Below are 21,201 nucleotides of genomic sequence, written 5' to 3'. Positions count from 1 at the left end.
CGGAGGGGGCGGGAGGCTCGGTGGTCACCGCTCCATTCTGGCGTATCGGACGCGTGCGTTCGACGCGAAGCCCCGATCGGCCGCGGCGAGGGCCGTCGCGGTGTGTTCGCCCAGGGGCCCCGCCGCCGCCAGGTCCTGCGGGGTGTCGACGTCCGTGCGCAGGCCCGGCCAGGGTCCGGCGTGCCGCGCGGCGCCGTCGGAACCGTGCGCCGCAGCGGAGTCCGGCCCGAAGGCGGCGCGCAGATCGGTCCCCGGGGGCGCGTAGAGCGCCGCGGTACCCGTCCCGGCGCGGTCCGGCACGAAACCCCGGCGGTCGGCCGTCGCCGTGAGGAAGGCCTCGAGCTCCGCGGCGGTGACGCCCGGCAGGTCCGCCTGCAGCGCCAGCACCGCGACCCCGGGGCCGTGCTCGGCGCGCGCGGCGCGCGCCCCCGCCTCGAGAGCGACGTTGAGGCCGCCCGGTTCCGGTTCGTCGACGGTGCGCGCGCCGGCCGCCTCCGCTGCGGTGCGGACCGCGGGATCGGGGGAGACCACGTACACACCGCGGACCCCGGGCGTCGCCGAGGCCGCGGCGAGGGTGTCCAGCAGCATCGCGAGCACGAGTCCGGGTACCGCGTCCCGCAGGCCGTCGCCGGGCGCCGCGAACCGGGACTTGGCGGCGTCGAGCGACTTCACAGCGGTCACCACGACGGCGGCGGGGCGCGCGGCGGCCACGTGCGGTGAGCTCATGAGCACCAATGTAGGCGTGCCGAACCGACCCTGCCGTCTCCGGGCGGGCGATAGGCTCACCCGAGCGCCCGCGGATCCGGTGGGCGTGGCGATGCGAGGAGGGGCTCGGGATGGTCGACGTTGCGGTGATGGGGGCGGGTTCGTTCGGAACCGCGATGGCGAAGGTCTTCGCGGAGGCCACCCGCCCGGAGCCGCATCGGGTGCGGATGTGGTGCCGCCGCCAGGAGGTCGCCGACCAGATCAACGAGACCCGGATCAACGCGCAGTACCTGCCCGAGGGAGTGCTCCCCGAGAACCTCTCCGCGACACACGATCCGGAGGAGGCGATGCGCGGCGCCGGGCTCGTGGTGCTGGCCGTGCCCTCGCAGTCGTTGCGCGCCAACCTGCGGGACTGGGGCCACCTGATCCCGCCGGACGTCACCGTGGTGAACCTGGCCAAGGGCATCGAGATCGGCACGCTGGACCGGATGAGCGAGGTCGTCGTCGACGCCGCGGGCATCGACCGCGATCGCCTCGCCGTGCTCACGGGGCCGAACTTCGCGAAGGAGATCGCCAAGGGCCAGCCCACCCTCGCCGTGGTCGCCTCCGACAACGCCGACCGCGCCTCCCGCGCCCAGTACCTGGTGCGCACCGACTACTTCCGGCCCTACACCAGCGACGACGTCGTGGGCTGCGAGATCGGCGGCGCCACGAAGAACGTGATCGCCCTCGTCTGCGGCATCGCGTCCGGCATCAACCTGGGCGAGAACTCGCGGGCCGCGATCATCACCCGCGGCCTCGCCGAGACCCTGCGCCTCGGCACGGCGCTCGGTGCCCAGCCGCTGACGCTGGCCGGACTCGCCGGCGTGGGCGACCTCGTCGCGACCTGCAGCTCGCCGCAGTCCCGCAACTTCAGCTTCGGCGCACGCCTCGGCCAGGGGATGACCGTCGACCAGGCGCAGGCCGCCGCACACGGCCAGGTCGCCGAGGGCGCCAAGTCGTGCATCTCCATCGCCGACCTGGCGCGGCGCGTGGGCGTCGAGATGCCGCTCACGGAGGCCGTGCGCGCCGTCTGCTACGACGGCGTGCCCGTCTCCCGCGCCATGGACGACCTGCTCAATCGCGACGTCGGCGGCGAGTGGCGCCCCAAGGACGCCGACTAGACCCACGGTTCCGGCGCGCGGGTGACCGCGTGGCCCTCCGTTCGGCCGACACGTAAGGTGGGCGACCGTGACGGAGCGAATCAGGGTGGCAGTGGTCTTCGGCGGGCGCAGCAGCGAGCACGCGGTCTCGTGCGTGTCGGCGGGCAGCATCCTCGCCCACCTCGACCCCGAGCGCTTCCAGGTGATCCCCGTCGGTATCACGCAGGCCGGCGCGTGGGTGCTCTCCGACGTGGACGCGAAGGCCCTGCGGTTCGCCGATCGTGCGCTTCCGAGTGTGGCGGACGCTCCCACGGATCTCGCGCTGTTGCCCGGCGCGGAACTCGTCTCGGTGCACGCCGACAGCGCGGGTGAGGTCCTGGGCACCGTCGACGTCGTCTTCCCCGTCCTGCACGGCCCGTACGGCGAGGACGGCACCCTGCAGGGTCTGCTGGAGATGGTCGGCGTGCCCTACGTGGGCGCGGGTGTGCTCGCCTCCGCCGCGGGTATGGACAAGGAGTTCGCGAAGAAGCTGCTCGCCGCCGACGGCCTGCCGGTGGGCGATTACCACGTGCTCCGCCAGCGCGACACGGAGGTCCCGGCGGACGTGCTGCACCGGCTGGGCCTCCCGCTGTTCGTCAAGCCCGCCCGGGGCGGATCGTCGATCGGCATCACCCGGGTCACGGACCTGACCGAGCTGCCCGCGGCGATCGCCGCGGCCCGCAAGTGGGACCCCAAGGTCATCATCGAGGCTGCCGTGATCGGCCGCGAGGTCGAGATCGGGGTGCTCGAGCGACCCGACGGCACCGTCGCGGCGTCGGCGATCGCCGAGATCGAGATGGCGGCCGATGCCGAGCACTCCTTCTACGACTTCGAGACCAAGTACCTCGACGACCGCGCGCAGTACACCGTGCCCGCGAACCTCACCGAGGAGCAGGCCGCGGTGATCCGCGACCTCGCGGTCCGGGCCTTCCACGCCTTCGACTGCCAGGGCCTCTCGCGCGTGGACTTCTTCCAGACCCCCGACGGGCCCGTGATCAACGAGGTCAACACCATGCCGGGGTTCACGTCGACGTCGATGTACCCGCGGATGTGGGCGGAGTCGGGCGTCGACTACGCCGAGCTGCTCACGCTGCTCATCGACACCGCGCTCGCGCGGGGCACCGGCCTCCGGTAGCAGCCGGCCCCGGTCCGGCTCACCGTCCCAGGTCGAGCGATGCCGCCTGCAGGTGCTCGCGGATCGCATCCGAGGTCGCCTGCACCGCCGAGGTGCCGGCACCGTCGGGCACCCAGACGGTGACGTACGGGCGGTGGTCGACCGCCGTCCAGTAGCTGCCGCCGTCGGGGGCGGGCGCGCCGGCCGGGGCGGCCTGCAGCCACTGCACTCCGTTGATGATCTGCAACTTCGCGGTCGCGGTCAGCTCCGCGGGCCGGTCGGTGCCGCACCGCACCTCCACGGCGCCCGCTTTCTCGCTGGTCCACCGAGCGAAGCCCGCGGGCTCGGCGTCGCCGGTGCGCCGGAAACCGTCGAGGTCGGCGGGGAGCGCGCCGAGCAGCGTCCCGCACGCCGCGTCGCCCGACGACGGTGCCGCGATCGACTTCAGGTGCCCGGCCTCCGCCGCGTCGCGCGCGTCGCCCTGCTTCTGCTGCGCCAGGACCAGGAAGACGATGAAGCAGGCCACCACCGCCACCGGCAGGGCCACCGCCGTCGCGAGGAAGGCGGGGCTGCGGCGCGCGCCGGCGTCCGGGGTCGCGGTGGTCTCGTCGTCTGCATCGCTCACGTCCGATACGGTAGCCGCGATGAGATCAGAGGAGCCGGACAGCCCTGCGCAGCCCCGCGTGCGCACCGCGGCGGAGCTGGGGGAGGACGGCGTGATCGCGCTGGCCACCGGCGGTGTGCGCCCCGACCCGCGGGTCCCGGTGGGCCCGGGGGACGACGCGGCGGTCGTCGCCGCCACCGACGGCCGGGTCGTGGTCTCCTCCGACGCGATCGTCGAGGGACGGCACTTCCGGTTCGACCTCACGACCCCCGAGCACGTCGGTCGGCGCGCGATCGCGCAGAACGCCGCGGACATCGCCGCCATGGGCGCGGTGTGCACCGCCTTCACGGTGACGCTGGGGTGCCCGCCCGAGACCGGCGAGGACGTCATCGCGGGCGTCGCGCGCGGCACCACTCGGGGCGCGGCGGAGGCGGGCGGCGCCATCGCCGGGGGAGACGTGGTGCGTACCGAGCAGGTACTGCTCGCGGTCACGGTGCTCGGCGACCTGCAGGGCCGGGCGCCCGTGCTGTTGTCCGGCGCGCGGCCCGGGGACGTGGTCGCGGTGTGCGGCACGCTCGGTCACTCGGCCGCGGGCCTCGACGTCCTACTGGCGGGGCGCGACGGCTTCGACGGCCTCGTCGAGACCTATCGCTGCCCGGCCCCGCCGCTCGCTGCCGGGCCGCAGGCGGCCGACGCGGGCGCGACCGCCCTCACCGACGTCTCCGACGGACTCCTCCGGGATGCGAGGGCCCTCGCCCGTGCCTCCGGCGTGACCATCGCGCTCGACGGTGCGCTGCTCGCCCCCGACGCCGAGCTCGTCGCCTGCGCCGCGGCGCTCGCCGCCGACGCCGATCGCTGGGTCCGCACGGGCGGCGAGGACCACGCCCTCCTCGCGACCTTTCCCAGCGGGGCGGTCCTCCCGGCCGGGTGGCGGGCCATCGGCACCGCGGCCGCGCCCGGCGCGCTGCGGGCGGGCACCGTCACCGTCGACGGCGATGCCGGCCCGGCCGCCGGCGGCTGGAACACCTTCACCGAGACCGAGGAGAACGGGTGATAACGGCGAAACCGTTGACCGACAGCGTCGAGGCCGGATGGGCGGAGGCCCTCGCACCGGTGGCCGCGGAGATCGCCGCGATGGGCGACTTCCTGCGCGGCGAGATCGCGGAGGAGCGGGGATACCTGCCCGCCGGCGCCGACGTGCTGCGGGCCTTCCGGCAGCCCTTCGACGACGTGCGCGTGCTCATCGTCGGACAGGACCCGTACCCCACGCCCGGTCACGCCGTGGGGCTCTCCTTCTCCGTCGACCCGGCCGTGCGGCCGATCCCGCGGAGCCTGCAGAACATCTACCGCGAGTACTGCGACGATCTCGAGCTGCCGATGCCCGCCAACGGCGACCTCTCGCCGTGGTCCGAGCAGGGCGTGCTCCTGCTCAACCGCGTCCTGACGGTGCGCCCGGGCACGCCCGCCTCGCACCGCGGGAAGGGCTGGGAGAAGGTCACCGAGTGCGCGATCGACGCGCTCGTCGCGCGCGACGCACCGCTCGTCGCCATCCTGTGGGGCCGCGACGCCGCGTCGCTCGGCCCGCGGCTGGGCGACGTCCCGCGCATCGAATCGGTGCACCCCTCACCGCTGTCCGCGTCGCGGGGCTTCTTCGGCTCCCGGCCCTTCTCGAAGGCGAACGCGGCTCTGGTGGAGCTCGGTGCGGAACCCGTCGACTGGCGCCTGCCGCACCTGGCTCAGGTGCGCTGACGCCACGACGCGGCGGTCGTATCCGCGTACTCGGGCGCCGGTCGACGGAGACGCCGAAGGCCCGCGACCGAGGAGGTCACGGGCCTTCGACGGAAACTCTCGCGTACTAGCCGCGAACGACCTTGCCGGCCTTGATGCACGAGGTGCACACGTTCAGGCGCCGGGTCTGGCCGGGCGCGACCTGGGCGCGCACGGTCTGGATGTTCGGGTTCCACCGGCGGTTGGTACGCCGGTGCGAGTGCGAGACCGACTTACCGAAGCCGGGGCCCTTGTCGCAGACGTCGCAGACGGCAGCCATAGTCGTGTACTCCTCGTATCGTTGAAAACCAGTGCTTCGCCCCGCCGGTCGCGGACGTGAAAGATCACGCTCGGACGCGAGGCAACCCTGCAAGCATAGCCGAGCCCGGCGGCGGAGCCAAACCGCTCCGGGGCCCGTACCGGGAGAGCGCGCCTACTAGGCTGGCAGCTGTGACGGGACCGAATGCGGAGGACGGCCGCGTGGTGGTGGCGTGGCTGCGGCGCGCCGTCCTCGGACTCGAGCGCGCCGTCGATGAGATCAACACCCTCAACGTCTTCCCGGTCGCGGATGCGGACACCGGTACGAACATGCTGGTCACCCTCCGGGCCGCGGCCCGCTCGGCGGAGGAGGCGGACCGGGACGAGGGACCGCACGCCGTGGCCAGGGCGACGGTCGCGGGAGCGGTCGCCGGCGCGCGCGGCAACTCGGGCGTCATCGTCTCGCAGATCATGCGCGGACTCGCCGCGCAGCTCGGCCCCGACGCGGACCTCACCGCCCAGGGGCTGGCCACCGGCCTCCGCAACGCGACGGACCTGGTGACCACGGCCGTCGCCGACCCGATCGAGGGCACCATCCTCTCCGTGCTGCGGGCGGCCGCCGACGGGGCCGGTGCCGCCCTGGCGGGCGGCGGCGACCTCGCGGGCTGCGCCCGGGCCTGCGCCGACGCGGCCTTCGACGCCCTCCTCCGCACCCGGGACCAGCTCGCGGACAACGCCGCCGCGGGCGTTGTCGACGCGGGCGGCCGCGGGCTGCTGGTGCTGTTGGACGCACTCGTCGAGATCACGTCCGGCGCTGCGCCCGAACGCCCGCGGTTCGGCCGGCAGATCGCACCGCACGTCCAGGTCCACGTCGATGCCGGCCACGGCCACGCGCACGGGCCGCACGACGACCCGCCCCGCGGCCCCCATGCCGACTACGAGGTGATGTATCTCCTGCCGGACGCCACCGACGCGGCCGCGACGCGGCTGCGCGGCGAACTGCAGTCCTTCGGCGATTCGGTGGTCGTGGTCGCGGCCGCGGACCCGGATCCGGTCGCGACGTGGTCGGTGCACACGCACACCACCGAACCGGGCCGGGCCATCCAGGCGGGCCTCGCGCACGGCAAGCTCCGCAGCATCGCCGTCAACGTCCTGCAGGAGACGGGGCACACCGAGACACCGCTGCAGGCGCTCCTGGACGCGCCCCGCGCCATCGTCGCGCTGGTCTCAGGCGACGGCGCGGCGGAACTGTTCGCCGCCGCGGGCGCGGAGGTGATCCGTTGCGACACCGGGATGACCCATGCCGAGCTGCTCGCCGCGCTGCACCGGTTCGAGGGGCGGGAGGTGCTGCTCATGCCCAACGGTGCGCTGCCCACCCCGGAGCTCCTCGCGGTGGCGGCGCGGTCGCGCGAATCGGGGGTGCTGGTGACGCTGCTGCCGACCTCGTCCATGGTGCAGGCGATCGCGGCGCTGGCCGTCCACGAGCCGAACGGCCACGCCGCCGACGACACCTACTCGATGGCGGAGGCCGCCGCGGGGGCGCGGTGCGGTTCCGTGGTGGCCGTCACCGAGGACGCGCTGACGATCCTCGGGCCCTGCGGCCCCGGCGACTACCTGGGGATGGTCGGCGGCGAGGTGGTGGTTCTCGAGGAGGACCAGTACTCCGCCGGCGAGGCCCTCGCCGAGCTGCTGCTGGCGACCGGCGGCGACATGGTCACGGTGCTGCTGGGCGACGCCGGCGACGGCGACTTCCCCGATCGGGTCAGCGCCGCCCTCCGCCCGGATCGTCCGGAGGTCGAGGTCGTCGGTTACGTCGGCGGGCAGACCGCGAGCGTGATGGAGATCGGCGTCGAATGACCGCTGCGCGCACCCTCACGCTGCAGACGCCGCTCGCCGAGGCCGTCGACCCCGAGATCGCCGAGGCGGCGACGGCCGAGCTCGGGCTCGCCACCGTCGGCGACCTGCTACGGCACTTCCCGTTCCGGTACGAGGGCGGTGCCGTCGAGGACGACGGGACCCGGCGCTCCGAGCCGCGTATCGGCGACGACATCGTCGTGATCGGGACCGTCACCGCGATCACCCCGCCGCGGGCCCACCACCGCGGCAAGAAGATGTTCAAGGTGCAGGTGGTCAACAAGGTCCGGGCCTACGACGTGACCTTCTTCAACTACCTGCCCAAGCCGATCCAGCCCGACCGGCAACTGCTGCTGATCGGCCGGCTCGGCGAGTTCAACGGCAAGCTCCAGCTGACCCATCCGGAATGGCTCGTCCTGCCGGACACCACGATCACCTCGGCGGAGGCCCTCGCCGCCAACGAGGCGGGCTCGACCAAGGCCGGCTCGAAGCGGCTCAAGTTCGCCGACCTGAGCCTGCTGATGCAGCCGACCGTGCCGATCTACCACGGCACGAAGAACATGCCGACGTGGCTCATCCTGTCGCTGGTCGACAGCGTGCTCAAACGCCTTGCGCCGGTGCCCGAGTCGTTGCCGCCCGCGTTCCTCGCGCTGCACGGGCTGATGAGCCTCGACGATGCGGTGCGCGCCGCGCACAAGCCCGACGGTCGCGCGCAGGCCGACCGGGCGCGGCGTCGCCTCGCCTTCGACGAGGCCGTCGCCATCGAGACCGCGCTCGCGCGCCGGGCGCACGACGTCGGCATCGTCGGGGCGCCGCCCCTGCACACGCCCGACGGTCCGCTGCAGGCGGGGCTCCGGGAGCGGCTCCCGTTCTCGCTCACCGCGGGTCAGGAGGGCGTGCTCGCCGAGATCCTGGATGACATGGCCCGCGACCACCCGATGACCAGGCTGCTGCAGGGCGAGGTCGGCTCCGGCAAGACGCTCGTCGCGCTGCTGGCGATGCTTGCCGCGGTGGATGCCGGCCACCAGGCGGTGCTCCTGGCCCCCACCGAAGTCCTGGCGACGCAGCACCTCCTGTCGATCACGACGATGCTCGGCGATCTCGCCGAGGCCGGTCAGTTGGGTGCGGCCGAGGAGGCGACGACGGTGACCCTGCTGACGGGCTCGATGACCGTCAAGCAGCGCCGGGCGGCGCTGTTGCGCATCGTCACCGGCGAGGCCGGCATCGTGATCGGCACCCACGCGCTGCTGGAGGACACCGTCGAGTTCTTCCGGCTGGGCCTGGTGGTGGTCGACGAGCAGCATCGGTTCGGCGTGGAGCAGCGCGACCGGCTGCGGCGCAAGGGCACCGGCGAGAGCACCGACGACGACTCCATGCCCCACCTGCTCGTGATGACGGCGACGCCGATCCCGCGGACCGTCGCTCTGGCCCAGTTCGGCGACATGGCCACGTCGGTGCTGCGGGAGCTGCCGCGCGGGCGGCAGCCGATCCAGACCTCGGTGGTCCCCGAGGACCGGGAGGCATGGGTCGCGCGGGCCTGGGCGCGGGTCGACGAGGAGGTCCGCGCGGGGCGACAGGTCTACGTGGTGTGCCCGCGCATCGGTGACGACGCCACCGGCGAACAGGCCAAAGCCGGGTTCACCGACGAGGACTACGACTTCGACAAGCCGCCGTCGGCGCCGAAGGCGCAGGCACGGAACTCTTCCCGCGACGATCCTGACGAAGAGGAAGCGAAGCCGAAGACCGTCTCGGCGATCGAGATGTACGACCAACTCGCCGCCGGTCCGCTCGGCGAGCACCGGATCGCGTTGCTGCACGGCCGCCTCCCCGCCGAGGAGAAGTCCGAGATCATGGCGGCCTTCGCCGCCGGCGAGATCGACGTGCTGGTCGCGACCACCGTGATCGAGGTCGGCGTCGACGTCGCGAACGCCACCACGATGGTGGTGCGCGACGCCGACCGCTTCGGCATCAGCCAGCTGCACCAGCTGCGCGGCCGCGTCGGCCGTGGCGGCCTGCCGGGACTCTGCCTGCTCATCACCGCCACCGGGTCCGAGCGCACGCTGGAGCGGCTGAACAAGGTCGCCGAGACCGTCGACGGTTTCGCGCTGGCGCAGCTCGACCTCGAGTACCGCGGCTTCGGCGACATCCTCGGCGTCGATCAGTCCGGCCTCGCACGGCGCCTGAGCTTCCTCGATCTCGCGCAGGACGGCGACGTGCTCGCCGCCGCCCGGGACCTCGCCTACGAGATCGTCGGCGAGGACCCGGATCTCGAGCGCCACGAGGCCCTGCGGAGCATGAACGAGGTCATCCTCGGCGGCGACCGCGGCGACTACCTCGACAAGGCGTAAGGCGGCGAAGCGACCGGCTCAGCGTGCCGCGAAGACGGATGCCAGCTGCCGGCCCCAGAAGTCGACGACCTGCTCGCGCCGGGCCTCGTCGTCGGAGAGCAGGTCCGCGAGGCCGAGGCCGCGGGCGAGGTCGAGCGTCGCCTGCACCGCGCGGCGGGCCTCGTCGTCGTCCCGGTCCACGCCGAGCAGGCGCATGGCGAGGGCGAAGACCTCGCGGGAGTGCTTGTTCTCGAAGGGCAGCATCCGCTCGCGCAGGGCGTCGTCGCTCGCGGCGGCCGTCCACACGTGCAGGGCGGCCTTGAACAGGTCGTCCGTGTAGTACTCGACGATGAGCCGGGCCACCGCGTACGGGCGGTCGGGGCCGGCGGGCACCGCCGCACCCGCCTGCGCCACCTGCGCGAGCCGCTGCTCGCCCATGTACTCCAGCGCGGCACTGATCAGGTCCTCCCGCGTGGGGAAGTGGTGCTGCGCGGCGCCGCGCGAGACCCCCGCCTGCCGCGCCACGCTGCCCACCGTGGTGGCGGTCCACCCGCGTGCGGCGAGCGACGCGATGGTGGTCTCCAACAGGCGCTGCCGGGTCTCCCGGCTGCGGGACTGTTGGGGGGCGCGGATGGGCGGGCGGAGGGGAGTCATCGGATGCAGCCTATTCCGCCGCTACCGGTTCGGCCCAGCTCGGCGCGCGCTTCTGCAGGAACGCGGTGATCCCCTCGACGGATTCGGCGGAGCCGAACAGCCGCGCGGACTGCTCGCCGAGGGCGTCGGCACGCTCGTCGAAGGAGCGCAGCACGTCGTGCCACAGGATCTGCTTCGTCTCGCGCAGGCCCTGCGGGCTGCACAGCTGCAGCTCGGCGAGCTGCTCGGCGACCGCGGCCGCGGGATCCGCGACCGCCGCGGTGATGAGGCCGTACCCGGCGGCCTCGGCACCGTCGAACTTGCGGCCCGTGAGCAGCAGGGTGGAGGCGACCCGGGAGGGCAGGTGCGGCAGCAGGACCAGCGAGACCATCGCCGGTGCCACGCCGATCCGCGTCTCCGTGACCGCGAACGACGCCCCGGGCCCGGCGAAGACGAAGTCGCAGGAGCCGATGAGGCCGAAGCCGCCGGCCCGGACGTGTCCGTCGACCTGGGCGATCACCGGCTTCGGGCATTCGATGATGCCGCGCATGGCACCGATCATGGCCAGCGTGCGCGACTTCGGGTCCGAGCCGGCGCCGTTGGCCGCCGCCTCCTTGAGGTCCGCGCCCGCGCAGAACGTCGTGCCGGTGTGCGTGAGCACCACGGCGCGGGCCGCATCGTCCGCGGCCGCCCGCTCCAGGCCGGCGCTCAGGTCGGCGAGCAGCCGCTGCGAGATCGCGTTCCGGTTGTGCGGGCTGTCGATCGTGAGATACGCCGCACCGCCGCGCGTCTCGTATCGGACCAGGGAGTCGTCGGTCATCGAGCGCCTCCTAGTAGCTCTTGGGCAGGCCGAGCGAGTGCTCGGAGATGAAGTTGAGCACCATCTCGCGGCTGACCGGGGCGATCCGGAACAGGCGCGAGGCCACCAGCATCTGCGCCAGGCCGTACTCGGTGGTGAGGCCATTGCCGCCGAGCGAGTGGATCGCACGGTCGACGGCCTTCGCGCCGGCTTCGCCGCCGGCGAACTTCGCCATGTTCGCGGCCTCGGCGGCGGCGAACTCCTGTCCCGCGTCGTACAACGTCGCGGCCTTCTGCAGCATCAGCTTCGCCAGCTCGGTCTCCACCTTCAGCTCGGCGAGCGGGTGGGCGATGGCCTGGTGCGCGCCGATCGGCACCTTGAACACGGTGCGCTCCTTGGCGTACGCCACCGCGCGGTCGATCGCGTAGCGGGCCGAGCCCACCGAACCGGCCGCGGCCATGATGCGCTCGGGGTTGAGCCCGGCGAAGAGCTGCGCGATGGCGGCGTCGGGCTCGCCGACGAGCGCCTCGGCCGGCAGGCGCACGTCGTCGAAGAACAGCGTCCACTGCGACTCCGGCAGGCCCACCTCCATGGGGATCTTCGTCTTCTGCAGGCCGGGGGAATCGGTGGGCATGAGGAACAGCGCGGGGCGCAGCTTGCCGGTCTTGGCGTCCTCGCTGCGCGAGACCACGAGGATCACGTCGGCCAGCTCGATACCGGAGATGAAGGTCTTCTGGCCCGAGATGATCCAGTCGGAGCCGTCGCGGCGTGCGGTGGTGGTGATCCGGTGGCTGTTGCTGCCCGCGTCGGGCTCGGTGATGGCGAACGCGGCGATGGTCTCGCCGGAGGCGATGCCCGGCAGCCAGCGCTGCTTCTGCTCCTCGGTGCCGAACCGGGAGATGATGGTGCCGTTGATGGCGGGGGAGACCACCAGCATGAGCAACGACGAACCGACTGCGGCCAGCTCCTCGCCGACGATGCCCAGCTCGTACATGCCGGCGCCGCCGCCGCCGTACTGCTCGGCGATGTTCACGCCGATGAGGCCGAGGTCGCCCGCGGCCTTCCACAGCTCGGTCGGGCCCTCGCCCGCGGCGATCTTCTCGCGCATGTACTCGGGGCCGAACTTCTTACCGAGCTCGGAGACGGTCGTGCGGAGCGCCTGGCGCTCCTCGGACTCGATGACGTCCATTGCGATGCTCATGTGTTCCTACTCCTGGTCTTCCAGCACGGCGACGACGGCGCCGGCATCGATGTTCTGGCCCACCTCGACGGCGATGGAGGTGATCACGCCGTCGGCGGGGGCGGAGATGGCGTGCTCCATCTTCATCGCCTCCATCCACAGCACGGGCTGCCCGGCGGTCACGGAATCGCCCTCCTGCGCGCCGATCCGGGTGATGACGCCGGGCATCGGGGCGAGCAGTGAGCCCGCAGCCGCGGCGGCGTCCGCCGAGGGCAGCGGGTCGACGAGCGTCAGCGTCGCAGCGCCGCGCGCCGTCTCCACCTCCACCACGGTCCGATCGCCGGGATAGGCGGTGACGGCGACGGTGCGCCGGATCCCGTCGCGCTCGACGGCGACCGTCGCGCGGTCACCGTCGTCGACGACGGTCGCGACCTGCCCGCCGTCGGCGCGGAACTCCCGCTCGTCGGCGGTGCGGAACTCGGGCACCAGAGTTCGCGAGCCGAGGTTGCGCCAGCCGGGCGCGACGTGCGGCAGCGGGCTCGCGGCGGCGCCCCGTCGATCCAGCACCGCTCCGGCGGCCGAGGCGGCCTCCGTGAGCTCGGCCTCGTCCAGCAGGGGTGCGGCCAGGCGTTCCAGCCGCTCGCCGGTGAGGAAGTCGGTCGCGAAATCGCCGGCCTTGAAGTCGGTATCGGCGAGGATCCGCACCAGCAGGTCGCGGTTCGTGGTGACGCCGTGGATCACCGACTTGCGCAGCGCGGCCTCGGTGATCGCGAGTGCCTGCGCGCGGGTGGGCGCGAAGCCGATCACCTTGGCGAGCATCGGATCGTAGAAGACCTCGACGACGCTGTCGCGCGGGGCGAGGGCGCTGTCGAGCCGGATGCCGGGGCGGTCCGGCCCCGAGAACTCACTCACGACGCCCGGCACCTCGAAGCGGTGCACGGTGCCCGCGGCGGGGCGCCAGTCGTTGGCGGGGTCCTCGGCGTACAGCCGGGCCTCGATGGCCCAGCCGCGCGTGGCGGGCGGCTCGGTCGACGGCAGCGGCAGGCCGGCGGCCACGTCGAACTGCAGGCCCACCAGGTCGAGGCCGGTGGTGGCCTCCGTGACCGGGTGCTCCACCTGGAGGCGCGTGTTCACCTCGAGGAAGAAGAACTCGCCGGCGTCGGTCGCGAGGAACTCGACGGTGCCGGCGCCGGTGTAACCGATGGCCTTGGCGGCGTTGGCCGCCGCCTCGTACAGGGCGGTGCGCATCGCCGGGTGGCGCTCGACGAGCGGCGACGGGGCCTCCTCGAGCACCTTCTGGTGCCGGCGCTGGATCGAGCACTCGCGCTCGCCCACGGCCCAGACGGTGCCCTGCGAGTCGGCCATCACCTGGACCTCGATGTGCCGACCGCGCTCGAGGTATCGCTCACAGAAGACGGTGCCGTCGCCGAACGCCGACTTCGCCTCGCGTTCCGCCGCGTCCAGGTTGTCCTGCAGCTCGGCGCGGGTGCGGACCACGCGCATGCCGCGGCCGCCGCCGCCGGCGGAGGCCTTCACGAGCACGGGGAAGTCGCTGTCGGACACCTGGTCCGGGGTGAGGTTCGTGAGCATCGGCACGCCGGCCTCGGCGAGCCGGGCCTTCGCGGCGACCTTGGACCCCATGGCGGTGATGGCCTCGGGGGAGGGGCCGATCCAGACGATGCCGGCGGCCTGCACCGCGGCGGCGAACTCGGCGTTCTCGGAGAGGAAGCCGTACCCGGGGTGGATCGCCTGCGCGCCGGTGGCCTTCGCCGCGGCGATGATCTTCTCGCCCTGCAGGTACGTGTCGGCGGGGGACTCGCCGGGGAGGCGCACGGCCTCGTCGGCCTCGGCGACGTGCGGCGCGTTCGCGTCGGGGTCGGAGTAGACGGCCACGGCACGCAGGCCGCGGGCGTGGGCCGCCGCGATGACGCGCCGGGCGATCTCGCCGCGGTTCGCGACGAGGACGGAATCGAACGAAGTCATGCTTTCCTCACATCCGGAAGACGCCGAAGGCGTCGGTGCCGTGGACGGGGCCGTTGTTGATGGCCGAGAGGGCCATGCCGAGCACCGTGCGGGTGTCGCGGGGGTCGATGATGCCGTCGTCGTAGAGCATCCCGGACATGAAGGCCGGCAGGGACTCCTTGTCGATCTGGCTCTCGATGGCCGTGCGCATGCCGTCGACGAAGGCGGGATCCATGGCCTGGCCACGGGATGCGGCGGAGGCCGCGGCGACCTCGGTGACCACATCGGCGAGCTGCTTGGCGCCCATGACCGCCGAGCGCGCACTGGGCCAGGAGAACAGGAACCGGGGGTTGAAGGCGCGGCCGGCCATACCGTAGTGACCGGCACCGTAGGAGGCGCCCGCGATGAGCGACAGGTGCGGCACCTCCGAGTTGGAGACGGCGTTGATCATCATCGAGCCGTGCTTGATCATGCCGCCGCGCTCGTACTCCGCGCCCACCATGTAGCCGGTGGTGTTGTGGATGAACAGCAGTGGCGTGTCGTAGCGGTTCGCCAACTGGATGAACTGCGTGGCCTTCTGCGCCTCCTCGGAGAAGAGGACGCCACGGGCGTTGGCGAGGATGCCGATGGGGTAGCCGTGCAGGTCGGCCCACCCGGTGGTGAGCGACCCGCCGTAGAGCGGCTTGAACTCGTCGTAGTCGGAGTCGTCGACGATGTGGGCGATGATCTCCCGCGGGTCGAAGGGGATCTTCAGATCGTCCGGGACGATGTCGAGCAGACCCTCGGCGTCGTAGCGCGGGGGCTTGACCAGGCTCGACGGTGCCGTGCCCTGCTTGCGCCAGTTGAGCCGCTTGACGATCGAGCGAGCGATCCGCGCCGCGTCCAGCTCGTCGCTGGCCAGATAGTCGCCGAGACCCGAGGTGCGCGAGTGCATCTCGGCGCCGCCGAGCGTCTCGTCGTCGGAGATCTCGCCGGTCGCGGCCTTCACCAGGGGAGGACCCGCCAGGAAGACCTTGGAGCGCTCCTTGATCATCACGACGTGATCGCTCATGCCGGGGATGTACGCGCCACCCGCGGTGGAATTGCCGTACACGACGGAGATCGTGGGGATGCCCGCCTTCGACAGCTGCGTGAGGTTGCGGAACATCGCACCGCCGGGGACGAACACCTCCTTCTGCGTGGGGAGATCGGCGCCGCCGGACTCGACCAGCGAGAGCACCGGCAGGCGGTTCTCCTTCGCGATGTCGTTGAGGCGCAGCGACTTGCGCAGCGTCCACGGGTTGGACGTGCCGCCCTTGACGGTGGGATCGTTGGCCACGACCATCACCTCGACACCCTCCACCACGCCGATGCCGCCGACGAGGGAGGCGCCCACCTGGAAGTCGCTGCCCCAAGCGGCGAGCGGCATCAGCTCGAGGAACGGGGACGCCGGATCGAGCACGCTGTCGATGCGCTCCCGGGCCGTGAGCTTGCCGCGCTGACGGTGCCGCTCGACGTACTTCTCGCCGCCGCCCGCCAGGGCCTTGTCGAACTCGGTCGTGAGGTCGGCCAGCTTGTCGAGCATGGTCTTGCGGTACGCGGCCGCGTCGGGGGCCGGGGTGCTGCGGAGCACCGTCATGAGTGTGTTCCTTTGCCTTCGTCGGTGGCGGAGCGGGGTGCCTGGGTGGGGGATCACTTGTAGCCGAGGCGGTTGGCCGCGAGCGTGGTGAGGATCTGGGTGGTGCCGCCGCCGATGCCGAGGATGCGGACGTCGCGGTAGTGCCGGGACACCTCGTACTCGGACATGTAGCCGTGGCCGCCGAAGAGCTGCACGGCCTCGTTCGCGACCCATTCGCCGCACTCGACGGCGGTATTCTTCGCGAAGCAGGCCTGGGGCACGAGCTCGGCGGCCGCCGCCGGGCCGCCGGATTCCAGCGCCTCGGTGTACAGGTCGGCGACGTGCCGGCTGTAGACGCGGGCCACCTCGATCCTGCGCCGCATCTCGGTCACGGTGTTCTGCACGGCCTGCCGAGTGATGAGCGGCGCGCCGAAAGTCTCGCGGCCACGCACCCAGTCGAGCGTGAGGTCGAGGCAGCGCTGCGCGTGCGAGTAGGCCTGCACCGCGAGCGCGAGGCGCTCGGTGACGAACGCCGCGCCGATGAGGAGGAAGCCGCTGCCCTCGGGGCCGATGAGGTTCTCGGCCGGCACGCGGACGTCGGTGAAGGAGAGCTCGGCGGTGTCCGAGGCGTGCCAGCCCATCTTCTTCAGCGGGGCACTCACCTCGAAACCGTCCAGGCCCTTGGGGATCACGAGCAGGCTGATGCCGCCCGCCCCGTCGCCGCCGGTGCGGACCGCGGTGACGACCCAGTCGGCGCGGATCCCGGACGTGATGAAGGTCTTGGCGCCGTTGACGATGTAGTGATCGCCGTCCTTGCGCGCGGTGGTCGTCAGGTGGCCCACGTCGGAGCCGCCGCCCGGCTCGGTGATGGCGAGCGAGCTGATCTTCTCGCCGGCGAGGACGGGTGCGACCCACTTCTGCTTCTGCTCGTCGGTACCGGCGAGGATGATGTGCGGCACCGAGATCCCGCAGGTGAACAACGAGGCGAACAGGCCGCCGGAGCCGCCGGCCTCGTGCATCGCCTCGCACACGATGAGCGCATCGCGCGGGTCACCGCCCCCGCCGCCGACCGACTCGGGGAACGAGACGCCGAGCAGGCCGAGATCGCCGGCCTTCTTGTGGAGCTCGCGGGGCAGCAGGCCGCCGGCCTCCCAATCGTCGAGGTCCGGCAGGATCTCGCGCTCGGTGAACGCCGTCACCGTCTTGCGCAGCGCGAGCCGCTCCTCGGACTCCCACAGGCCGGTCATGCGATCTCCTTCGTGCTGTGGCTCGCGGGCAGCAGCCCCGCGGGCAGGTCGATGTAGCGGCCACGGAGCCACTCGCCGACCCCCTTGGCCTGCGGGTCGAACCGGTAGCCGTGCGCGACGCCCTTCCCGAGCAGGTCCTCGATGACGAAGTTGAGGGCCTTGAGGTTGGGCAGCTCGTAGCGCCGCACGGGGAGGTCCGCGGTCTCCGGAAGGAGTTCCCGCAGAGCCTGTTCGGTCAGATTACTGCGCAGCCATTCGTAGGCCGCGTCGGACTCCGCCCAGACGCCGACGTTGGCGCTGCCGCCCTTGTCGCCGCTGCGCGCGCCGAAGACGGTCCCGAGCGGGACGCGGACCGTCGGGCCGGCCGGGATCGTGCCGTCGTCGCCGGGCTGGGAGGGGTCGACGGCGAGCTCCTGGACCACGTCCGGTGGCGCGATCTCGACGACGGTGCCGTCGGGCCGGTGGGCCCGGTGCGGGACGTCGCCGTTGGGCACGTACACGGCCCGGTACACGCCGTACGGGCCACCACTCGACGGCGGCGCCATCGGGGAGGCGCCGGGGTAGGTGGCGAGCGCCAGTTCCACGGCGGCGGAGCTGAAGGCGCGGCCGACGCGGTTCGGGTCGGCGTCCCACGCCACCGCGGTCAGGGTGGCCGAGGCGGCCGCCTCGGTGGGCGCATCGGGGTGGTCCGTGCGCGCGAGGCGGAACTGCAGGTCCGCCGGCGCGCCGCCGCTGCGGTCGAGCGCGTCGCGGAGCTGTGCCTCCAGTAGCGCGGCCTTGCGCTCGACGTCGATGCCCGTGAGCAGGAAGGCGATCTCGTTGCGGAAGCCGCCCAGCGTGGTGGTCGCGACCTTGGTGGTGGTCGACGGTGCCTCGCCGCGGACGCCGCGCACGGTGACCCGGTCCGGGCCGTCCTGGGCGAGGGTCATCGAATCGAGCCGCAGCGTGACATCCGGGTTCGCGTACCGCTGGCCGGTGACCTCGTAGAGCAGCTGCGCGGTGACGGTGCCGACCTCGACGACGCCGCCCGTGCCCGGCTGCTTGGTGATGGCGAAGGAGCCGTCGGCGGCGATCTCGGCGATGGGGAAGCCGGGGTGCAGCAGCTGCTCGATCGGGTGCCGGTCGAAGAAGGCGTAGTTGCCGCCGGTGGCCTGGGTGCCGCACTCGATGATGTGGCCCGCGGCGACGGCGCCGGCGAGCGCGTCGAAGTCGGTGCGCTGCCAGCCGAACTCGGCGATGGCGGGGCCGAGGATGACGGAGGCGTCGGTGACGCGGCCGGTGATGACGATGTCGGCGCCCGCAGCGAGGCAGTCGGCGATGCCGAAGGCGCCGAGGTAGGCGTTGGCGGTCACCGCGTTGGGCACGCCGAGCTCGGCGGACCGGGCGAGGAGATCGTCACCGTCGACCCAGCCGACCTTGAGGTCGGTGCCGGACTCGGCGACGGCCTTCTCGACGGCGGCGGCGAGGCCGCCCGGGTTGAGGCCGCCGGCGTTGACGACGACCTTGGTGCCGCGCTCGGCGAGCAGGCCGAGGTGCGGGGTCAGGTGCCGCAGGAAGGTCTTGGCGTAGCCGAGGTCCGCGTCCTTGAGGCGGTCGCGGCCGAGGATGAGCATGGTGAGCTCGGCGAGGTAGTCGCCGGTGATGTAGTCGACGCGCGGCCCGGCGAGCATCTCGCCGATCGCGGCCGCGCGGTCGCCGTAGAAGCCGGAGACGTTGGCGATGCTGATGGTGCGGGTCATGGACGTCCCTCCTGCGGGGCGCGGCCGGCGCCGGGGGCCCCGGCGAAGCATTGCGCGATGGTGAGCCAGTGCGCGGCGTCCGCGCCCGTGGCGACGAGATCGGTATCGGCGACGTTGACGCGCTGGGTCGCGAGCCGGCAGAAGTCCTCGAGCGAGCCGTTCACGTGCTGTGCGGCGTCGCCGGGGCCGAAGCAGACCTCGGAGCCGTCGGCGGCGACGAGGAAGACGTCGAAGGGTTCGGAGGGCGGCGTCTCGCCGTTCACGGTGTACGCGAAATCCCGGGTCTTGTAGGCGATCTTGGCGACGTGGGGAAGCGCCTCGGGGGTGTCGAGCTCGGTGCCGGCGGCGTCGGCGATGTCGAGGCCGTGCGCCCAGGTCTCCATGAGGCGGGCGTTGGCCATGGTGGCGGGCCGCATGGGCGGGCCGAACCAGGGGAGCGGCGTGCCGGGATCGGCCTCGCGGAGCGCGACGGCGAGGGCGGCGCGGGCGCGATCCCAGCGGGCGCGAAGGTCGGGGTCCGCGGCCAGCTCGGCGGCGCCGGCGTCGACGAAGCCCATCGGGTCCTGCATCGCGTCCCTCAGGATCGCGGCGAAGCCGTCGGGATCGGTCGCGGAGACGAGCGAGACCTCGTCGGTCCAGGCCAGGTGGGCGACCTGATGGGCGACGGTCCAGCCCTCGGCGGGCGTGGAGATCGACCAGTCGGGGAGCGAATCCGCGATGGCGGCGACGGCGGCCGAGGTGGACTCGAGCGCGTCGAACACGGGGGCTGAAGTGGGCACGCCCACACTCTGTCAGCCGGTGACGAAAAAAACAAGCAGCAATGCTTGTTTGCCTATCCAGGTCTAGGTGACGGTGATGTTGAAAAAACGACGAATCTGTTGACATGTAGCCGGCGCGCTGAGATGCTTCCAACGCACACGGCGAAAATACGACGTGCGTGTCGATATCAGGCGTTGAGGAGCCTCATGGCCAACAGTTCATCTCTCTCCGATTCCCGCCGCCGGTACGCGGTCGTCGCGGTGTGTTTCGCCGCGATCGTGTACGACGGCTACGACCTGATCGTGTACGGGTCGACCATCCCGGCGGTACTCGCGTACGAGCCGTGGGGCCTCACCCGCGCCGAAGCGGGGGCCATCGGGAGCTATGCGCTGATGGGCATGTTCTTCGGGGCGATCCTCGCCGGCACTCTCACCGATCGGTTCGGTCGGCGGAAGCTGTTCATCGGGTGCCTGGTCTGGTACTCGGCGGCGATGATCGCGGTCGCGCTGGCGCCGACCCCCGCCCTCCTCGGAGTGTTCCGCTTCGTCGCGGGCCTCGGGTTCGGCGGAGTGGCGCCGGTCGCGATCGCGCTCGTGGTCGAGGTGGCGCGTCCGCGGGAGAAGAACCTGCTCAACGCGCTGATGCTCGCGGGCCTCCCGGTCGGCGGGATCATCGCAGCCCTGTGCGCGCTGTGGTTCGGGGACGCGATCGGGTTCCGTGGACTCTGGGCGATCGGGGCTTCGGCCCTGGTGTTGGTCGTGCCGGTGGCCTGGAAGGTGATCCCGGAGACGGCTCCGGCGACCGCCCACTCCGGACACGCGGCCCGTGGGGCGGAGGGGGAGCCCGGCGTGGTGCGCCGGCTCGGGTCCGGGTCCGCAGCGGTTGCGCTGAGCCTGTTCGCGGTCGCCAACTTCGCGGGCTTCCTACTGGTGTTCGGGCTCAACACCTGGTTGCCCGAGATGATGCGCAAGGCCGGCTACAGCCTCGGCTCCGCCCTGACTTTTCAGGTGCTGCTCAACGTCGGGGCGGTCGTCGGCGGCGTCATCGGCGCCGTGCTGGCCGACCGGTACGGGAACCGGATCGTGGGCGCCGTGTACTTCGTGGTCGCCGCCTGCGCGATCGGCGGGATGGCGATGATGCCGGGTACCGCCGTGATGTACGTCGTCGTGCTGTTCGCGGGCGCGGGTTCGATCGGCACACAGATCGTGCTCTTCGGCTACGTAGCCACGTACTACCCTGCGGAGGTGCGCGCATCCGCGCTCGGGATCAGCACCGGGATCGGCCGGCTCGGCGCAGTGACCGGCCCGCTGGTGGGCGGTGTGCTGCTCACCGCGGGCGTCTCGTTCGCGGGGATCGCGGTGATGTTCGGAGCGGTCGCCGCCGCGGGCGGGGCGGCTTGCCTCCTGGTTCCGCGTCGCGGCGAGGAGGTCGGTGTGCCGGTCGTGCCCGCGCGCGCCGTCGGGGCGTAGTCCGCC

At 72.5% G+C, this 21,201-nt stretch carries 18 protein-coding genes; 7 read left to right on the top strand and 11 right to left on the bottom strand.

From position 1 onward, the window contains the following. Positions 1 to 24: 24 nt before the first annotated feature. Entirely contained in the window at positions 25 to 726 is a 702-nt protein-coding gene (gene cofC, locus ACNAYW_RS13635) for a 2-phospho-L-lactate guanylyltransferase (protein ID WP_415850224.1), read from the bottom strand. 110 nt (positions 727 to 836) lie between these two features. Here cofC and ACNAYW_RS13630 point away from each other — a divergent pair, with 110 nt between their 5' ends. Together ACNAYW_RS13630 and ACNAYW_RS13625 are read left to right on the top strand one after the other, a co-directional pair. Continuing rightward, the gene (locus ACNAYW_RS13630) at positions 837 to 1,868 is read left to right on the top strand and encodes an NAD(P)H-dependent glycerol-3-phosphate dehydrogenase (RefSeq protein ID WP_415850223.1); all 1,032 of its coding nucleotides are present in this window, start codon (positions 837 to 839) and stop codon (positions 1,866 to 1,868) included. Between the two features lie 67 nt (positions 1,869 to 1,935). Beyond that, entirely contained in the window at positions 1,936 to 3,021 is a 1,086-nt protein-coding gene (locus ACNAYW_RS13625; RefSeq protein WP_415850222.1) for a D-alanine--D-alanine ligase family protein, read from the top strand. Between the two features lie 19 nt (positions 3,022 to 3,040). Here ACNAYW_RS13625 and ACNAYW_RS13620 read toward each other — a convergent pair whose 3' ends face one another. Beyond that, on the bottom strand, positions 3,041 to 3,625 hold the full coding sequence (locus tag ACNAYW_RS13620) for a DUF3515 domain-containing protein (RefSeq protein ID WP_415850221.1): 585 nt from the start codon (positions 3,623 to 3,625) through the stop codon (positions 3,041 to 3,043). Positions 3,626 to 3,644: 19 nt separating this feature from the next. Between ACNAYW_RS13620 and ACNAYW_RS13615 the strand changes: the two genes are divergently transcribed. Together ACNAYW_RS13615 and ACNAYW_RS13610 are read left to right on the top strand one after the other, a co-directional pair. Next, the gene (locus tag ACNAYW_RS13615) at positions 3,645 to 4,658 is read left to right on the top strand and encodes a thiamine-phosphate kinase (protein ID WP_415850220.1); all 1,014 of its coding nucleotides are present in this window, start codon (positions 3,645 to 3,647) and stop codon (positions 4,656 to 4,658) included. Then, on the top strand, positions 4,658 to 5,353 hold the full coding sequence (locus tag ACNAYW_RS13610; RefSeq protein ID WP_415850243.1) for a uracil-DNA glycosylase: 696 nt from the start codon (positions 4,658 to 4,660) through the stop codon (positions 5,351 to 5,353). Before ACNAYW_RS13615 ends, ACNAYW_RS13610 begins: the two co-directional genes overlap by 1 nt. Positions 5,354 to 5,459: 106 nt before the next feature. Here ACNAYW_RS13610 and rpmB read toward each other — a convergent pair whose 3' ends face one another. Next, a complete protein-coding gene (gene rpmB / locus ACNAYW_RS13605; protein ID WP_068521417.1) occupies positions 5,460 to 5,651 on the bottom strand; it encodes a 50S ribosomal protein L28 in 192 nt (63 codons plus the stop codon). A gap of 170 nt (positions 5,652 to 5,821) precedes the next feature. Between rpmB and ACNAYW_RS13600 the strand changes: the two genes are divergently transcribed. Both ACNAYW_RS13600 and ACNAYW_RS13595 read left to right on the top strand, forming a co-directional pair. Further along, positions 5,822 to 7,486 (top strand): DAK2 domain-containing protein, encoded by a 1,665-nt coding sequence (locus ACNAYW_RS13600; RefSeq protein ID WP_415850219.1) that lies wholly within the window; start codon positions 5,822 to 5,824, stop codon positions 7,484 to 7,486. Continuing rightward, positions 7,483 to 9,831: an ATP-dependent DNA helicase RecG gene (locus tag ACNAYW_RS13595; RefSeq protein ID WP_415850218.1), complete on the top strand. Its 2,349-nt coding sequence runs from the start codon at positions 7,483 to 7,485 to the stop codon at positions 9,829 to 9,831. Before ACNAYW_RS13600 ends, ACNAYW_RS13595 begins: the two co-directional genes overlap by 4 nt. Before the next feature lie 18 nt (positions 9,832 to 9,849). On the opposite strand, the gene ACNAYW_RS13590 is transcribed toward ACNAYW_RS13595, so the two are convergent. The 8 genes from ACNAYW_RS13590 to ACNAYW_RS13555 are packed head-to-tail and all read right to left on the bottom strand — an operon-like array spanning position 9,850 to position 19,746. Beyond that, a complete protein-coding gene (locus tag ACNAYW_RS13590) occupies positions 9,850 to 10,464 on the bottom strand; it encodes a TetR/AcrR family transcriptional regulator (protein WP_415850217.1) in 615 nt (204 codons plus the stop codon). A 10-nt stretch (positions 10,465 to 10,474) separates the two neighbouring features. Next, positions 10,475 to 11,263, bottom strand: coding sequence for an enoyl-CoA hydratase family protein (locus ACNAYW_RS13585; RefSeq protein WP_415850216.1), 789 nt, complete (start codon positions 11,261 to 11,263; stop codon positions 10,475 to 10,477). Positions 11,264 to 11,273: 10 nt separating this feature from the next. Beyond that, positions 11,274 to 12,443 carry an acyl-CoA dehydrogenase family protein gene (locus ACNAYW_RS13580; protein WP_415850215.1) on the bottom strand — a complete coding sequence of 390 codons (1,170 nt, stop codon included), beginning with the start codon at positions 12,441 to 12,443 and terminating at the stop codon, positions 11,274 to 11,276. A 6-nt stretch (positions 12,444 to 12,449) separates the two neighbouring features. Then, positions 12,450 to 14,405 (bottom strand): acetyl/propionyl/methylcrotonyl-CoA carboxylase subunit alpha, encoded by a 1,956-nt coding sequence (locus tag ACNAYW_RS13575; RefSeq protein WP_415850214.1) that lies wholly within the window; start codon positions 14,403 to 14,405, stop codon positions 12,450 to 12,452. Between the two features lie 7 nt (positions 14,406 to 14,412). After that, a complete protein-coding gene (locus tag ACNAYW_RS13570; protein WP_415850213.1) occupies positions 14,413 to 16,002 on the bottom strand; it encodes an acyl-CoA carboxylase subunit beta in 1,590 nt (529 codons plus the stop codon). A 53-nt stretch (positions 16,003 to 16,055) separates the two neighbouring features. Next, on the bottom strand, positions 16,056 to 17,228 hold the full coding sequence (locus ACNAYW_RS13565) for an acyl-CoA dehydrogenase family protein (RefSeq protein WP_415850212.1): 1,173 nt from the start codon (positions 17,226 to 17,228) through the stop codon (positions 16,056 to 16,058). Beyond that, entirely contained in the window at positions 17,225 to 18,967 is a 1,743-nt protein-coding gene (locus ACNAYW_RS13560) for an acyclic terpene utilization AtuA family protein (RefSeq protein WP_415850211.1), read from the bottom strand. The genes ACNAYW_RS13565 and ACNAYW_RS13560 overlap by 4 nt, the downstream gene beginning before the upstream one ends. Further along, entirely contained in the window at positions 18,964 to 19,746 is a 783-nt protein-coding gene (locus tag ACNAYW_RS13555; RefSeq protein ID WP_415850210.1) for a TIGR03084 family metal-binding protein, read from the bottom strand. The genes ACNAYW_RS13560 and ACNAYW_RS13555 overlap by 4 nt, the downstream gene beginning before the upstream one ends. A 186-nt stretch (positions 19,747 to 19,932) precedes the next feature. Between ACNAYW_RS13555 and ACNAYW_RS13550 the strand changes: the two genes are divergently transcribed. Continuing rightward, positions 19,933 to 21,195 carry an MFS transporter gene (locus tag ACNAYW_RS13550; protein WP_415850209.1) on the top strand — a complete coding sequence of 421 codons (1,263 nt, stop codon included), beginning with the start codon at positions 19,933 to 19,935 and terminating at the stop codon, positions 21,193 to 21,195. The last annotated feature ends 6 nt before the right edge of the window (positions 21,196 to 21,201 follow it).

Origin of the sequence: Tsukamurella ocularis (assembly GCF_965138335.1) — a bacterium.
Taxonomy (GTDB): domain Bacteria; phylum Actinomycetota; class Actinomycetes; order Mycobacteriales; family Mycobacteriaceae; genus Tsukamurella; species Tsukamurella ocularis_A.
Note: the sequence above shows the minus strand (reverse complement) of the source record. Positions and strands in the feature narration are given on the sequence as shown.

Excerpts from the sequence above, each read along its gene's own strand:
- cofC (WP_415850224.1), bottom strand. The coding sequence starts at position 726 with ATGAGCTCACCGCACGTGGCCGCCGCGCGCCCCGCCGCCGTCGTGGTG.
- ACNAYW_RS13630 (WP_415850223.1), top strand. The coding sequence starts at position 837 with ATGGTCGACGTTGCGGTGATGGGGGCGGGTTCGTTCGGAACCGCGATG.
- ACNAYW_RS13615 (WP_415850220.1), top strand. The coding sequence starts at position 3,645 with ATGAGATCAGAGGAGCCGGACAGCCCTGCGCAGCCCCGCGTGCGCACC.
- rpmB (WP_068521417.1), bottom strand. The coding sequence starts at position 5,651 with ATGGCTGCCGTCTGCGACGTCTGCGACAAGGGCCCCGGCTTCGGTAAG.
- ACNAYW_RS13595 (WP_415850218.1), top strand. The coding sequence starts at position 7,483 with ATGACCGCTGCGCGCACCCTCACGCTGCAGACGCCGCTCGCCGAGGCC.
- ACNAYW_RS13590 (WP_415850217.1), bottom strand. The coding sequence starts at position 10,464 with ATGACTCCCCTCCGCCCGCCCATCCGCGCCCCCCAACAGTCCCGCAGC.
- ACNAYW_RS13585 (WP_415850216.1), bottom strand. The coding sequence starts at position 11,263 with ATGACCGACGACTCCCTGGTCCGATACGAGACGCGCGGCGGTGCGGCG.
- ACNAYW_RS13580 (WP_415850215.1), bottom strand. The coding sequence starts at position 12,443 with ATGAGCATCGCAATGGACGTCATCGAGTCCGAGGAGCGCCAGGCGCTC.
- ACNAYW_RS13575 (WP_415850214.1), bottom strand. The coding sequence starts at position 14,405 with ATGACTTCGTTCGATTCCGTCCTCGTCGCGAACCGCGGCGAGATCGCC.
- ACNAYW_RS13570 (WP_415850213.1), bottom strand. The coding sequence starts at position 16,002 with ATGACGGTGCTCCGCAGCACCCCGGCCCCCGACGCGGCCGCGTACCGC.
- ACNAYW_RS13565 (WP_415850212.1), bottom strand. The coding sequence starts at position 17,228 with ATGACCGGCCTGTGGGAGTCCGAGGAGCGGCTCGCGCTGCGCAAGACG.
- ACNAYW_RS13560 (WP_415850211.1), bottom strand. The coding sequence starts at position 18,967 with ATGACCCGCACCATCAGCATCGCCAACGTCTCCGGCTTCTACGGCGAC.
- ACNAYW_RS13550 (WP_415850209.1), top strand. The coding sequence starts at position 19,933 with ATGGCCAACAGTTCATCTCTCTCCGATTCCCGCCGCCGGTACGCGGTC.